The following is a 14,038-nucleotide window of genomic DNA, read 5'->3' as shown; positions in this document are numbered from 1 at the left end:
GGACCAGGCGGTCAAGGTCCAGGTGGAGGATATCCAGGAATGGGACCAGGCGGTCAAGGTCCAGGTGGAGGATATCCAGGAATGGGACCAGGCGGTCAAGGTCCAGGTGGAGGATATCCAGGAATGGGGCCAGGCGGTCAAGGTCCAGGTGGAGGATATTCAGGAATGGGACCAGGCGGAAAGTATTATGGCGATCCTATGTATCCTAATTTTGCTCCTACCTCTAATCAAATGACCAATCACCACTTTAACCGGCAGTTGCTTGAAATGTACGGTAGCGCACTTTCGATTAGACAAGATGTTCAGGAAGGTTACTCCAGGTGGACGCAAAGTGAAGGTTTACAAAATTTTGGAGCTGTTATGTACGGCCATCGCCCAGAGGGTGAAAGTCAAACTGGTGTCAATAACTTTGTAAGTTCAACTGGCAATCTTGTTGGTAACTTCCATACAATTGTTAATACAGCGGATCAACTTGGAAACAACTTGGGAGCTTTACCTGGCTCAAGAAACGCTTTAGGTACAATCAATATGGCTTTTGCAATTGCTATGCCTGGTGTGGACCACGTTAACCACCAAGGTATGAGAGCGGTAGGTGATGTGACCGACTATGCATCAAATGCGTTAGCGTTTACGCAAGATTGGAAAGATTTCAAAGCAGGTCAAGGTATGAGTCCACAAGTTGGTCAAGCTACTAATGCCCCGGGTGTTATGACAACTACTATGGATACAATTCTAAGAAGAACAGGTGGATGGCTCGGTGTTGCAGGTTCCGTACTGAGTGTTGGTGAATCGATTCAACATGCTACTCAAGGAAATTATTTAGATTCATTCGGATCGGGTTTAGATGCTGTTGGTTCAGCAGCATTTGCAGCAGCAATGTTCTTCCCACCAGTTGCAGTAACAGCCGGGGTCGTGGGGTTAGTCGCTACAGCTGGAGGATTAATAATTAGGTACCGTGAGCCAATTGGTAAAGCTCTTAGTTGGGTTGGTGACAAAGCTTCAAAAGCTTGGAATTCAACAGTTGATGGAGTAAAGAGTGTCGGTAATGCTATCAGTGATGGAGCAAAGAGTGTCGGTAATGCTATCAGTGATGGAGCAAAGAGTGTCGGTAAAGGCATTAGTAATGGATTCAATAAATTGTTTGGAAATTAAATCAAAGGAGGAAAAATCAAAATGTTAAAGTTCTTAAAAAACTTCTGGAATGATGAAAAGGGACAATCAATGAGTGAGTACGGGTTAATTCTCGCCCTGGTTGCTGTTGTAGCTATTGCTACGTTGACTGTACTTGGGACAAACATTATGGAAATGTTCCAAAATATTGCAGACTCGATTGCGCAATAAGACGATCAGGCCCGGCGTAAAAACCGTCGGGCTTCAACTTGTTAGTAAAGAAGGTGTAGGAGATGAAGATTTTTTTCTGGATATTTTTAGGTGCATTGATTTTACTCACTCCGTTATTTATTTATGACATGGTGCAACGTCAATCGATTAACATTTCATTTATTCTCATGATTATTTTATGTTTTGTGTTTTACACACGAGCCTTTAAAACAGGGTAGCTGATACGATCCGGTCGAATGAACCTAGGAGAGATGACGATGAAGAAGACGGTACCATTTAATCATGGTGAATTAACACTTAATACTGAGTATGTGCAATGGCGTGTTGAAGATACGTTCGTCCAAAGTGCGACAATGAACGATTTATCGTATATGAAGAAAAAGCGTCCATACACACTTCCGGTCAAATCAATGGTTCATGAAGGGAATCAGATGATCTTTACTTGGGCATTAGAAGATCATGTACCCTATGTTGCATTGCGCCAAGAAGATGTGCTTGTACGTTTGCGTGCAGCGGAAGGATTGATAGAGTCCTATAACTATTTCTCAGAACAAACCGAGGTTGAGACATCGTTTGACCTTCATAATCTCGTATTTTCTAAAGAATACAATGAAACAAAAGCGTTAGGGTCAATTAAGACGATTCATTTCTCTAATCAGTCTGACGTTGCACAGGAACAGAATGAATTGTCGTTCGTACAGAAGCAGCTTGTTTATTTATTTTCTGCAGTGAGAGATAAAGATTTCCATGAGGCGTCAGAAGAAGAGTTGATTAAGAAAGCCCCTCAGAATGAAAAGCATGTCGTGACCACGATTGTAGAAGCGACATCGTTAGATCAAATTCTTGACATGATTCGTAAAGAGATTACGAGCGTGCAATCGACGTATTATGAAAACCAAGCACTACCGGTTAAGAAACCAAAGCAAGGGAAGCGTGTAGGATTACTCGCTACGACCGTTATCGCAGTCGGTGCAATTGTCTATGCAGTCGGGTTCGCAGGTTCAACTGAAGAAGCACAAGTTCAAGAGGTTGAAGAGGACCACGAGGCAGAAGTGAACGAACAATTAGACGTCGCTAATCAGTATGTGGAAGCGTTAGAGTATTATTATCAAGGAGAATATGAAGAAGCATTCTCTTTGCTTGAACTTGTCAAACCTCATCGATCCATTGATGATTCTTTATATATTGAGCTTGCCGTTCTTAGTGATCGCTATGAAGATTATTTGTTAGAGTATCCAGATCAAGTTGCTGAAGTCGCTTATCAACTCCACTTGCAAGAGCGTGGCGAAGAAATTCTAGAACTTGAGACCGATGACCCATACGTACGAATGGAGCAACACAATGTAGTTGACGAAAGTGAAGAACTTCTCACGTATAGTCAACAAATTGAAGAAGAGCGCTCGTTAAACGAACGTGAGATTCAGCTAACGTTTTATGCACATCTCGCTTTAGATCCTGAAGAAGCGTATGCATTTGCGGAGCGTGTCGAAGATGCTAACTATCAAAAGCGTGCGTTGGATGAACAAATTGAAATCCTAGAGAATCAGCTTGAAGAAGAAGAGGATGAAAGTGATATTGAAGAGCTTGAGGAAGAAGTGGCACAATTAGAAGAGTTAAGAAGTGAGGTCTCATAGGTCGTATTCAATTTGTTTTTCAGCTAGGAAGGGGTTCGGTAGTGTGCGTATTTATAGGTGGAAAAGTAGTATAGTTGCGATGCTTTTCGTGTTGTTACTTACGGCGTGTAATGATAACAGTGAAGGAACTGAAGAAGCCGAGGAAAGCGTAGAGAATGAAGAGGCTCAAGAAGTAGACGGTGGGGAAGCAACCTCGACGGATGTACCGTCGGTCGATTTGACGGAAGAAGGTGTGTTAACTTCTGGTCCGGGTGAATTAACGACAGAACATCTTCCTGAAGAGGAGACGATCGGAGACTCGTACGATCAAGCCGAGCAAACTGCGCTTCAAGAGTTTGAGGCAATTGTGCAAGAAGATGGCGCTGAACGGACGATGAAAGAGTGGCTCGATTTTATCGTTTATCAATTGGGAGCTAACCATGAAGAAGTGCTGCAACGGGTTGAGGATTATGAGGTTGAGTTTTCGGAACTGACGTTACCTGATGGCAGGTCAATTGTTGAATTAGAAGATGAAGAGCTTGAAGAAGAGATGGAAAAAGAAGTGAACGTAGCCATTCTTCTTGATGCGAGTGGAAGTATGGCCGGGCAAGTTGACGGTGGACAGAAGATGGATCTAGCGAAAGATGCGATCGCAGTTTTTGTTCAAAATATTCCTGATGAAACGAATGTTTTAGTGCAAGCGTATGGTCATGAAGGTGACAACACAAACGATGGAAAGACGGAGTCATGTGAAGCAATCGAAAATGTCTATCCATTATCACCAATCAATGATCGTGAATTCGTTGAAGCGGTAGATCCAATTGAACCGACAGGATGGACACCACTTGCTGATGCAATGGAGCAAGCCAAAGAAGACTTAATTGAGGAAGCAGATGAAAACTCAATCAACTTCATCTATGTGATTAGCGATGGTATCGAAACGTGTGGTGGTGATCCAGTCGCCGTCGCAGAAACGATTCCAGAAGCAGGGATTGACTTTGAAGTTAATATTCTAGGGTTTGATATTGCTGATGATGAGCATGAGCAGCTTCAAGAAGTTGCAGAGGTAAGCGGTGGAAACTATTCTTCTGTGTATACAGCACAAGAGTTAGATGAAGAAGTGACTGGTACTTGGCTCGATCAGATTAGTCAATTTGCTTGGATTTGGTGGGCAAGAGATGGATTGATTGCAACGAGTGAAGATCAATTAGACATTGAAAATGAGCTTCGAGAATTACGAAATGATGTCTCCACCTTAAGAAACCAAGAGAACTCACGAATGACCGAAGCCGTTGAAGTTGTCATTGAAAACAATGAATTGGAACCAGATGAAATTAATGAATTAAGGCAATTAATAAGAGAACGAGCAAATCTCATTCAAGAAGTGAGTGATGAAACGACGTCTGAAAAACGAGCAGAGGTTGTGGAATCGAGGGACCGTATCCAAGATGTGATTAGACAATTGCGAGAAGAGCATACCGATTAAGATGTAAAACATAAGGAAAAACAAAAGGAAAAACAAAAGGCTGCCCTGCACGGCAGCCCCTAGTTTTACAAGATTTCATTTTTGGTTTGTGTACCGATGAGTTCTGAGCCACTTGCATCGCCAACGACTAATACAGTAAGTGCGATTGCTGCTACTAGCATCCAACTTTTCATAACCTTAATCACCTCCAATAACGTGTTTACCACCGCTTGCTTCATTTGATAGATGCAAATAGCGGTAGGCGTTCTCGAAATCTTCACGATCTTTAAAATGCTTTGATAAATCGTTGCATACTTCTGAAAACTCTCCGTGGAGATTGTTCTCTTGCAGAATCGCTAGTCCTTGATCAATGAGAGTTAGATCAACCTTTATTTGAGCGTGGAGACCACGACTGATCAAGCATTTCGCACTGTATTCATTTAACTGAAGCGCTTCTTTAGCAATACTTGACTCCACTTCGTCTAACAGTTCGTGACCGCGGTCATTCATGCCGAGTTTAAAGTGGGTGTTAGCAATATGATACTTGGATTTAATTCGTATCATCGTTTTCTTCTGGTGGCTATCTGAATGGGCTCGCGTGTAAGACTTTAATGCCTTCTCAAAGTGTCCGTGCCGGTATTCGTTATTCGCTTTGGCATAATGGACAAGAGATCGATGATAAGGTTCTTTGTTCGCAAGTTGCTGAGCGTAGCTTGTGTACGTGTTCGATTTCTCATAGTAGCCTAGCTCCGAGTAAATCCCTGCTTTCATAATCAGGCAGTTCATTTGGAGTCGCATATGATCCTTTGAACCTTTGACAATATCGTACGCTTGATTAATGTAGGAGAGTGCGGTGATGTTCTGGTCTAGACGATAAAACACGTTCGCAATTCGAATGTAGAACTCAGCTTGCTCATAATTGTTCACATGAATAATGTGTTTCTCTGCTTCTTTGAAATGCTTCAGTGCACAAAGGTAATTCTCCATACTCGTCGCAATCATACCTTCATTGAAGTTATACAAGTAGTTCAAGATGTTGTTCGTCTCAAATGTTGCTTCCTTCAATTTCATGGAATGTTGGGCTATCGGTTGATGCATCATCTGTCCTGCAACAAATTGGTGTTTGAAATGTACCAAGTCATAATAAGTAGCTGCTTGCTTTGATACATGGATGTGATGAATCATTTCACTAATCTCTTTTTGATAGCGCTGAGCGTCATCGAGGTTGTACATGGAAAGCGCTCGTAACCAACTTCCGATCTTCGAGATGAGCGTATTCTCTATTGTCAACTTAGGGTCATCCTTTCTTGACTTTGTGTTTCTTAAAAAAGAGTATAATACAAAATATTGGAAAAAACATCATTTTTTGAACTTATTATGCAAATTAAAATTAAATTCGACATTATCTGAATTTAACATATAGTAATAAAGTAGAGATCCCTTTAACTACATGTCGTATAAATCTATCTATTGTCGGAATATTGTTATACAATGAACATATTGTTGGAAAATTTAAATTATAAGATTAGATCACTTTAAAGGATGATGAACATGATCAAAACAAAAGCGGCGGTACTGTATGAGAGTGGTTTATCAATGCCTTACGCCAAGTCAAAGCCATTAAAGATTGAAGAAGTGAACTTACGAGACCCTGAAAGCGATGAGCTGCTTATAAAAGTACGCGCGGTCGGACTTTGTCACTCTGATTTATCGGTGATAAATGGCAATCGTCCACGGCAAACACCAATGGTTCTAGGGCACGAAGTGTCTGGCGTTGTCAAAGCAATTGGTGATCACGTGACGGACTTTGAAGTGGGTGACCATATCGTGACTAGTTTTATTCCAAACTGCGGTCAATGCTTACCGTGTAAAGAAGGAAGACCAGCCCTTTGTGAACCAGGAGCAGAGGCGAACAATGCTGGAACAATGTTATCAGGTGGTTTACGGATTGAACATGCAGATGGAAGTGATGTGTACACCCATATCGGAATCTCAGGTTTTTCTGAGTATAGCATCATCTCAACAAAATCAGCGGTCAAAATTGACCGGGACGTTCCGTTTCATCACGCAGCTTTGTTTGGTTGCGCGGTCATTACAGGGTTAGGTGCTGTTATTAATACGGCAGAAATGAAACCAGGAACGGATGTAGCTGTCGTGGGGCTCGGTGGTATTGGAATGAACGCCTTACTCGGGGCGCAACTTGCTGGGGCGAGAGAAATCATCGCTGTTGATGTAAACGAATCTAAGCTAGAGCATGCTAAGGAGCTTGGGGCAACAGCTGTATTTAATGCATCTGAGGAAGGTGTTGTTGAGCGCATTCGGGAGTACACGAATGGTGGGGTACATTATGCATTTGAAACGGCTGGTGTTGTGCCAGCAATGAAAACAGCGTATACGATTACCCGTCGAGGTGGTATGACGGTGACGAGTGGCTTGCCAGATCCGAAAGAAGAGTTCTCATTTCCACAAGTCGGCCTCACTGCAGAAGAACGGACAATCAAAGGATCTTACTTAGGTAGTTGCGTGCCGATGAGAGATGTGCCACGCTACATCTCGTTGTTTAAACAAGGGAAATTGCCGATTGATCAACTAATCGGAGAACGAATTACGCTTGAAGAAATCAATGAAGGATTTGATCGGTTGCACGAAGGGAAGAGTCAGCGGATTATGGTTGAGTTTCCAGAGTAACCAAAAAGACGAGGCAACGTGGAATCCACGTTGCCTCGTTCATTTTATGGACGCTCAATAATTGTTGCGACGCCTTGACCGCCACCGATACAAAGGGAAGCAACGCCAGTTTTTACGTCTCGTCGTTTCATTTCATGAATGAGTGTGACGAGTACCCGAGCACCGCTCGCGCCAATCGGATGGCCGAGGCTAATGGCGCCCCCGTTTACGTTAATCTTCTCTTTCGGTAAATCCAAGTCTCGCTGTACGGCAAGGGACTGAGCTGCGAAGGCTTCGTTCATCTCGAACAAGTCGATATCTGAAACGGACAAGTTGGCTTTTTCTAGGGCCTTCTTCGTTGCCGGTACTGGACCGATTCCCATCAATTTCGGACTTACACCTGCACTTGCATTGGAACGGATTGTGACGAGTGGTGTAAGGCCTAATTCTGCTGCTTTGGCTTCGCTCATGATGAGAACGGCCGCCGCTGCGTCGTTAATGCCAGATGCGTTTCCAGCAGATACACTGCCGTCTTTTTTGAAGGCAGGGCGTAGTTTGCCGAGCTTATCTGCTGTGGTGCCAGGTCGAATATGCTCATCTTGATCAAAGCGAATTGGATCGCCTTTACGCTGAGGAATGTCTACAGGTGCAATTTCGTCAGCAAAATGACCATTTGCTTGTGCTTGTTCTGCTTTTTGGTGACTCCAAGCAGCGAATTCATCCTGTTGCTCACGAGTAAAACCGTACTCATCATTAATGTTCTCCGCTGTGATGCCCATATGGTAATTTTCGAGTCCACACGTTAAGCCATCATGAACCATGCTGTCGACGAACTTCTGGTCGCCCATTCCAAAACCACGACGGGCGTTCATCGTTAGGTAAGGCGCCTGGCTCATGTTCTCCATGCCGCCTGCAATTACGATGTCAGCATCCTCATTTTGAATCGCTTGTGTTGCTAAGTGCACAGCTTTTAAACCAGATCCACACACTTTGTTAATCGTCATGCTCGGTACGGACTCTGGAAGACCAGCTTTCATTGCGGCTAATCTTGCAGGATTTTGTCCGAGACCTGCTTGCAACACATTTCCTAAAATCACTTCATCAATCTGATCTGGTGTAACTCCCGATTTATTCAGTAATTGTTCAATGACTGTTTTTCCTAGATCAATAGCTGACACCGAGGATAGGCTGCCTTGGAAGCCACCGATAGCGGTACGAGTCGCTTCAACGATCACGACATTTTGGCTCATGATTATTGACCTCCTGACAAGCTTGGATCAATGGTAAAGTCAGCATCTGTGTTTTCTTTGATCAATTCAATGCTGTGACCATTAAGTGCTTCACGCAACACCATGCCTTCATTAGTGAAGTCGAAAACGGCCATATCTGTAATGACTCGGTTGACGACACCTTGACCGGTAAGAGGCAAGTCGCATTGTTTTTTGATTTTTGCTTCTCCAGCTTTGTTCGTATGCGTCATAATAATAACGACTTTTCGCGCTCCTTGAACGATGTCCATCGCACCGCCCATGCCTTTGACCATCTTACCTGGAATCATCCAGTTTGCTAGATCACCAGTTTGTGAGACTTCCATACCACCGAGGATCGTTAAATCAACGTGTCCACCACGAATCATCGCAAACGACTCAGCATTGTCAAAGAAAGCAGCGCCAGGTTTTGCGGTTACTGTCTCTTTACCAGCGTTAATCAGGTCAGCATCTTCCTCTCCTTCAATAGGATAGTTTCCGATGCCGAGCATGCCGTTTTCAGAATGCAAGAAGATGTTTTTTTCAGCTGGAATTTTGTCAGCAATCATTGTCGGCATTCCGATGCCCAAGTTGACAACCATTCCTTCTTCAATTTCTTTTACTGCACGGTTAATAATGATTTCTCTAGAGTCGCTCATCACTGTCAGCTCCTTTTAGGCTTTACGAACCGTAAGGCGTTCGATTCGTTTTTCATAGTTTTTGCCAAGTAATAGTTCTTGCACGTAGATACTCGGTGTATGAACATGATCAGGATCTATTTCGCCAATTTGAACGAGTTCTTCCACTTCAGCAATCGTATGAGTTCCTGCAGCTGCTGCAAGTGGGTTAAAGTTGCGGGACGTTTTACGGTACACGAGGTTGCCGTAAGGGTCGCCTTTCCATGCTTTAACGAGTGCAGCATCCCCTTTGATTGCCTTTTCAAAGATATACGTCTTGCCATCAATTTCTTTATGCTCTTTTCCTTCGGCAATTGGTGTTCCAACACCTGCTGGTGTATAGAACCCGCCAATTCCTGCACCACCTGCACGAATGCGTTCAGCAAGAGTGCCTTGTGGGGTTAGCTCAACATCTAATTCGCCATTTAAAAATTGCTCTTCAAACACTTTATTTTCTCCGACGTATGACGCAATCATCTTATCAATTTGCTTGTTTTGCAAAAGCAGACCAAGTCCCCAGTCTGCAACGCCACAGTTGTTACTTACGACGGTTAAGTTTTTCGTGCCTTGTTTCGCTAGCTCAACGATCGCATTCTCAGGAATTCCACAAAGTCCAAATCCTCCGACAATAATCGTGTCGCCATCCTTAATATTCTTTATGCTTTCTGTAAAAGAAGAAGCTACTTTTGTCATCGCCAAGTCTCCTTTTTCTCTTTAAGTTTGTATTCACTTTACTATAAGCGCTTACATAAGTAAAATATATAATTATAATAATAGTATTCCATAAAGGAATGAGTTGTTCAGTGATGCAAATAAAACAGTTTCGTTATTTTATAGAAGTCTATCAACAAGTGAGCTTTTCAAGAGCGAGCGAAAAGCTTGGGATTAGTCAGCCGGCGTTAAGTAAAGTGATTGCTCAGTTGGAAGAAGAGCTAGAACTGCAATTGTTTGACCGTTCAACACGTCAACTTCAAATCACTGCTGAAGGGGAAGCGATGTATGAATACGCACAAAAAGTCATTCGTGAAGTCGAAGACTTTAAGCAAGCGGCAGTGGATCTTCGTACAAAGCACAAAGGACATTTCCGGTTTGGTTTACCGCCAGTCATTGGTTCGAGCTTCTTTCCGAAAGTGATCTCAGCGTTTCAAAAGCAGTATCCTGATGCGAAGATGGGCATCGTAGAAGAAGGCGCGCGTGTTGTCCAACAATCCATCTTGCATGGGGAATTAGATGTAGGCATTGGAATCCTGCCGATTCCAGACACAGAACTCGAAGTCATTCCAATCGTCAAAAGAAAATTGTTGTTAGTCGTTTCGAATGAGCACCCATTGGCGGACGCGAAAAAGGTTAAGATGTCTGAACTGAAGGGAGAGCACTTTCTTTTATTTAAGCGAGGTTTCTCGTTGTATGACCGAGTTCGGGAAGCGTCGATCGATTCAGGGTTTGAGCCGAATGTTATTCATGAAAGTACGCAATGGGACTTTCTTTTAAAGATGGTGAAAGAGAATCTAGGTGTTAGCTTCTTACCAGAGACAATTGTCGAAGACTCGAATCAAACAGGGATTCGTGCTATTGAAGTGGATCATCCGTTAATTCACTGGAACCTTGCACTCATTTCGCGGAAGAACGGCTATCAATCTCCTGCTACTACAGCTTGGATTGACTATGTGAAAGCTTATTTCAAAGAAGAAACAGAATACTAGGTAGTGTTCTGTTTCTTTTATAGTGTGCGAGCAATCAGTTGCAATTGAAATTAGAGTTAGTGTACGATGCAACTACAATTCTTATTATTCAGATATATAAGGAGTGGATGACTGTGACTGAGATGATTTTAACCGATTTTTTGGATCGTGCGGTACGAGTATATGGTGAAAAGAAGGCAATTATTGACCAAAACGATCAAGCCTATACGTATACTGAAATTAATGATCGAGTGAATCAACTGTCTCACGGGCTCTCTGCACTCGGAATTCAAAAGGGTGATCGGGTCGCCTATTTAGCACCGAATACGCTTGAAATGTTCGAAGGGTTTTACGGAATGTTTCAAGTAGGAGCAATTATGGTTTCATTAAATACACGTTTAAAGTCAGATGATTATTTGTACATTCTTAATCATAGTGAAAGCAAAGCGCTGTTTGTAGACCATGAATTGTATGACTTAATTGCACCGATCTTACCGAAACTTGAAACGGTGCAGTCTGTTGTTGTACACGGAGCAGAACGCTCATCAGGCTCATATTTTGCGTATGATTCTTGGTTACAGTCACAAGAGAGTGCTCCTTATTCACGAGCAGATTTAAGTGAAAATGATTTGTGCTCAATTCTTTACACGAGCGGGACGACAGGGAAGCCAAAAGGAGTTATGCTCACGCATCGAAGCAATTACTTACATGCACTGAGCACGATGCATCATCTTCAAGTCACCGACCAAGACACGTTGCTTCACGTGTTACCGATGTTTCATGTCAATGGCTGGGGTTCTCCGTTTTACTACACAGCAAATGGTGCGACCCAAGTGATGCAAAAGAAAACCGACCCGTCAGAAATTCTAGAGCGAATGGAACGATATGACGTATCGGTGATGCACATGGCGCCAACAGTACTTGGCAGTTTAATTGATCAATACAAAGCAGAAAAGCGTAACATCACGCAAGATGTGCGAGTCGTTATTGCGGGTGCTGCACCACCTCAAGCATTTGTGAAGACGTTAGAAGAAGAGATTGGGTTTACGTTTATTCAAGTGTATGGGATGACCGAGAGTTCGCCTTTGTCTCTCATTAGTTATCTATCCTCAGAAGACGACGATTTAGTCGGAGATCGTTATTACGAGGCAAAAGCGAAACAAGGGTTTGAAATGATCGGCTCTAAAGTGCGGGTCATTAATGACGAGGGAAAAAGCGTGCCAACTGACGGGAAAACAGTCGGTGAGCTTGTCGTTAAAGGGCATGGAGTGATGAAAGGGTATTGGAAGAATGATGAGGAGACAGCACGAACGATTCGTGACGGCTGGCTTTATACAGGTGACATGGCGACGGTTGACGATCGCCATCGTGTTCAAGTTGTTGATCGCAAAAAGGACATCATCATTAGTGGAGGAGAGAACATCTCATCGATTGAAGTTGAAAGCGTTTTCTATGATCACTCATCTGTGAAAGAAGCAGCGATTGTTGCAAAGCCGGATGAAAAGTGGGGCGAAACCCCTCACGCCATTCTCGTGTTACGGGAAGGGCATCAAGCGACGGAGCAAGAAATGATTGACTATGCAAGAAGTAAGTTGGCCCACTTTAAATGTCCTCGTTACGTGACATTTATGGATGAGCTACCGAAAACAGCGAGTGGTAAAATACAGAAAGTCTATTTGCGAGACTTGGTTTAACGGCAATAGATTTGTGTAATAGCAATAGAAAGGAGTGAGGAAGATGGTGAAGCACATACAATTAGGAAAGTCAGATGTTCATGTACATCCAATCGGTTTAGGCACAAATGCGGTTGGCGGCCATAACATTTATCCGAACATGCTTGATGAAGAAGAAGGACGTAATGTTGTTCGGACTGCGATCAACCACGGAATTACGATGCTTGATACGGCTTTCATTTACGGCCCGAAGCGTTCGGAAGAACTCGTCGGCGAAGTCGTTAAAGAATATAAGCGTGAAGATCTTGTTATTGCAACGAAAGCTGCACACAAAGCTGTTGGCGATACGATGGAGTTTGATAACTCTCCAAACTTCTTGAAACAATCTGTCGATGATGCCCTCAAACGATTGCAGACGGATTATATCGATTTGTTTTACATTCATTTCCCAGATGAATCAACACCAAAAGCAGAAGCCGTGGGGGCATTGAAAGAACTTAAAGATGCTGGGAAGATCCGTTCCATTGGTGTATCTAACTTTTCACCTGAACAGCTAAAGGATGCGAATCAAGACGGTTACGTTGATGTGTTGCAATCAGAATACAATTTACTGAACCGTCAAGCAGAATCCGACTTTTTCGCTTACACATCAAAAGAGGACATTACGTTTATTCCTTATTTCCCGCTAGAGTCAGGATTACTCGCAGGAAAGTATACTGAGAATAGTACGTTTACTGACTTTCGTTCAAAAAAGCCATCGTTTCAAGGAGAAGCGTTTAAAGAAAACCTCGCAAAAGTCGAACGTGTTCGTGAAATTGCCGATGCAAAGGGAGAAGAAGTTGCGCACGTAATTTTGGCATGGTATTTAACGAGACCTTCTGTCGATGTGCTAATACCAGGAGCAAAACGGACCGACCAAGTGAAAACGAGTATCCGAGCGGCGGAAATGGCGTTAACGGATCGAGAGATACTTGTTATTGATGACATTTTTTCATGAACGAGGAGTGTGTACTCCTCGTTTTTTTGATCGTTAGCGAATATTTTAACGCGCAGGAGGAAGTGCTGAGGGTTTGAAATTCCGAAATAACCTTTGGCCTTTGACCGCGAGAAGTCAAAGTAGCGTGGATCAAGACTAGGGTAGCGCGGATCAAAACGCGGAAATCTGAGTAGGGCTCTTATCTTTGTGATCAGAGCTTAAAATCGTCCCGCTGAACGGGTCAAAACCAACAAACCACTGAGCGCTTAACCCAGTGGTTTTTTAGGTTTCACATCGTCTTTTTTCGAATGTCCGGTTACATAAAGTGCGCCTAAGATAAGTGGGATTTGTAATGGGAGACGTAGCCAGAGAAACACGGGGTGAATTTTCTTTCCATTAATGTATGTACGATTCTTGGCTGCCATATAGATGTTAGCTGGAAAGACGATAATCATAAACAGTGCGAGAAGTTTACCAGTGAGTTTCTGTCCCTTTTGGACCCAAAGAAGAACGGAGAAAGCGAGTTCCATTACGCCGCTTACGAGGACAATCAGTCGTCTGAACGGTAGGAACTTCGGAACAATGCTTCGAAACAGTTTCTCATGAGTAAAGTGTAAAACACCTGCTACGAATAAGATCATAGAATAGAATGTGCGGAACATTGTAATCATCACGTCACGCCTTTTTAGCTGTCTAT

14 protein-coding genes are annotated in these 14,038 nt (G+C 43.1%); 9 read left to right on the top strand and 5 right to left on the bottom strand.

What is annotated here, in order from left to right:
- The 5 genes from JOD17_RS16830 to JOD17_RS21380 all read left to right on the top strand — a co-directional run.
- A partial coding sequence (locus JOD17_RS16830; protein WP_204699131.1) for a hypothetical protein occupies positions 1–1,152 on the top strand: 1,152 nt, incomplete at its 5' end.
- Between the two features lie 21 nt (positions 1,153–1,173).
- Positions 1,174–1,341 carry a Flp family type IVb pilin gene (locus tag JOD17_RS16825; RefSeq protein WP_204699130.1) on the top strand — a complete coding sequence of 56 codons (168 nt, stop codon included), beginning with the start codon at positions 1,174–1,176 and terminating at the stop codon, positions 1,339–1,341.
- A gap of 62 nt (positions 1,342–1,403) precedes the next feature.
- On the top strand, positions 1,404–1,559 hold the full coding sequence (locus JOD17_RS16820; protein ID WP_204699129.1) for a hypothetical protein: 156 nt from the start codon (positions 1,404–1,406) through the stop codon (positions 1,557–1,559).
- Positions 1,560–1,598: 39 nt separating this feature from the next.
- On the top strand, positions 1,599–2,975 hold the full coding sequence (locus JOD17_RS16815) for a hypothetical protein (protein WP_204699128.1): 1,377 nt from the start codon (positions 1,599–1,601) through the stop codon (positions 2,973–2,975).
- A gap of 43 nt (positions 2,976–3,018) precedes the next feature.
- Positions 3,019–4,440: a VWA domain-containing protein gene (locus tag JOD17_RS21380; protein ID WP_204699127.1), complete on the top strand. Its 1,422-nt coding sequence runs from the start codon at positions 3,019–3,021 to the stop codon at positions 4,438–4,440.
- Positions 4,441–4,617: 177 nt separating this feature from the next.
- On the opposite strand, the gene JOD17_RS16805 is transcribed toward JOD17_RS21380, so the two are convergent.
- A complete protein-coding gene (locus JOD17_RS16805; RefSeq protein WP_204699125.1) occupies positions 4,618–5,709 on the bottom strand; it encodes a response regulator aspartate phosphatase in 1,092 nt (363 codons plus the stop codon).
- A 264-nt stretch (positions 5,710–5,973) separates the two neighbouring features.
- Here JOD17_RS16805 and JOD17_RS16800 point away from each other — a divergent pair, with 264 nt between their 5' ends.
- Entirely contained in the window at positions 5,974–7,107 is a 1,134-nt protein-coding gene (locus JOD17_RS16800) for a zinc-binding dehydrogenase (protein WP_204699135.1), read from the top strand.
- Positions 7,108–7,151: 44 nt separating this feature from the next.
- Here the strand turns inward: JOD17_RS16800 and JOD17_RS16795 are convergent, their stop codons facing one another.
- The 3 genes from JOD17_RS16795 to JOD17_RS16785 are packed head-to-tail and all read right to left on the bottom strand — an operon-like array spanning position 7,152 to position 9,703.
- Positions 7,152–8,336 carry an acetyl-CoA C-acetyltransferase gene (locus tag JOD17_RS16795; RefSeq protein ID WP_204699123.1) on the bottom strand — a complete coding sequence of 395 codons (1,185 nt, stop codon included), beginning with the start codon at positions 8,334–8,336 and terminating at the stop codon, positions 7,152–7,154.
- Positions 8,337–8,338: 2 nt separating this feature from the next.
- Complete coding sequence (locus JOD17_RS16790; protein ID WP_204699121.1) at positions 8,339–8,992, bottom strand: 3-oxoacid CoA-transferase subunit B; 654 nt, start codon at positions 8,990–8,992, stop codon at positions 8,339–8,341.
- Between the two features lie 15 nt (positions 8,993–9,007).
- On the bottom strand, positions 9,008–9,703 hold the full coding sequence (locus JOD17_RS16785; RefSeq protein WP_042359316.1) for a CoA transferase subunit A: 696 nt from the start codon (positions 9,701–9,703) through the stop codon (positions 9,008–9,010).
- 113 nt (positions 9,704–9,816) lie between these two features.
- On the opposite strand from JOD17_RS16785, the gene JOD17_RS16780 reads away from it, so the two are divergent.
- From JOD17_RS16780 to JOD17_RS16770, 3 genes are all read left to right on the top strand, one after another.
- Positions 9,817–10,713 carry a LysR family transcriptional regulator gene (locus JOD17_RS16780; protein WP_239575666.1) on the top strand — a complete coding sequence of 299 codons (897 nt, stop codon included), beginning with the start codon at positions 9,817–9,819 and terminating at the stop codon, positions 10,711–10,713.
- 113 nt (positions 10,714–10,826) lie between these two features.
- Positions 10,827–12,386, top strand: coding sequence for a long-chain-fatty-acid--CoA ligase (locus JOD17_RS16775; protein ID WP_420827948.1), 1,560 nt, complete (start codon positions 10,827–10,829; stop codon positions 12,384–12,386).
- Between the two features lie 46 nt (positions 12,387–12,432).
- A complete protein-coding gene (locus tag JOD17_RS16770) occupies positions 12,433–13,362 on the top strand; it encodes an aldo/keto reductase (RefSeq protein WP_204699133.1) in 930 nt (309 codons plus the stop codon).
- Positions 13,363–13,607: 245 nt separating this feature from the next.
- Here the strand turns inward: JOD17_RS16770 and JOD17_RS16765 are convergent, their stop codons facing one another.
- Complete coding sequence (locus JOD17_RS16765) at positions 13,608–14,012, bottom strand: DoxX family protein (protein ID WP_204699116.1); 405 nt, start codon at positions 14,010–14,012, stop codon at positions 13,608–13,610.
- Between the last annotated feature and the right edge of the window lie 26 nt (positions 14,013–14,038).

This window comes from Geomicrobium sediminis, assembly GCF_016908595.1.
GTDB classification, from domain to species: domain Bacteria; phylum Bacillota; class Bacilli; order Bacillales; family Marinococcaceae; genus Geomicrobium_A; species Geomicrobium_A sediminis.
This window is presented reverse-complemented; position numbering and strand designations above follow the sequence as displayed.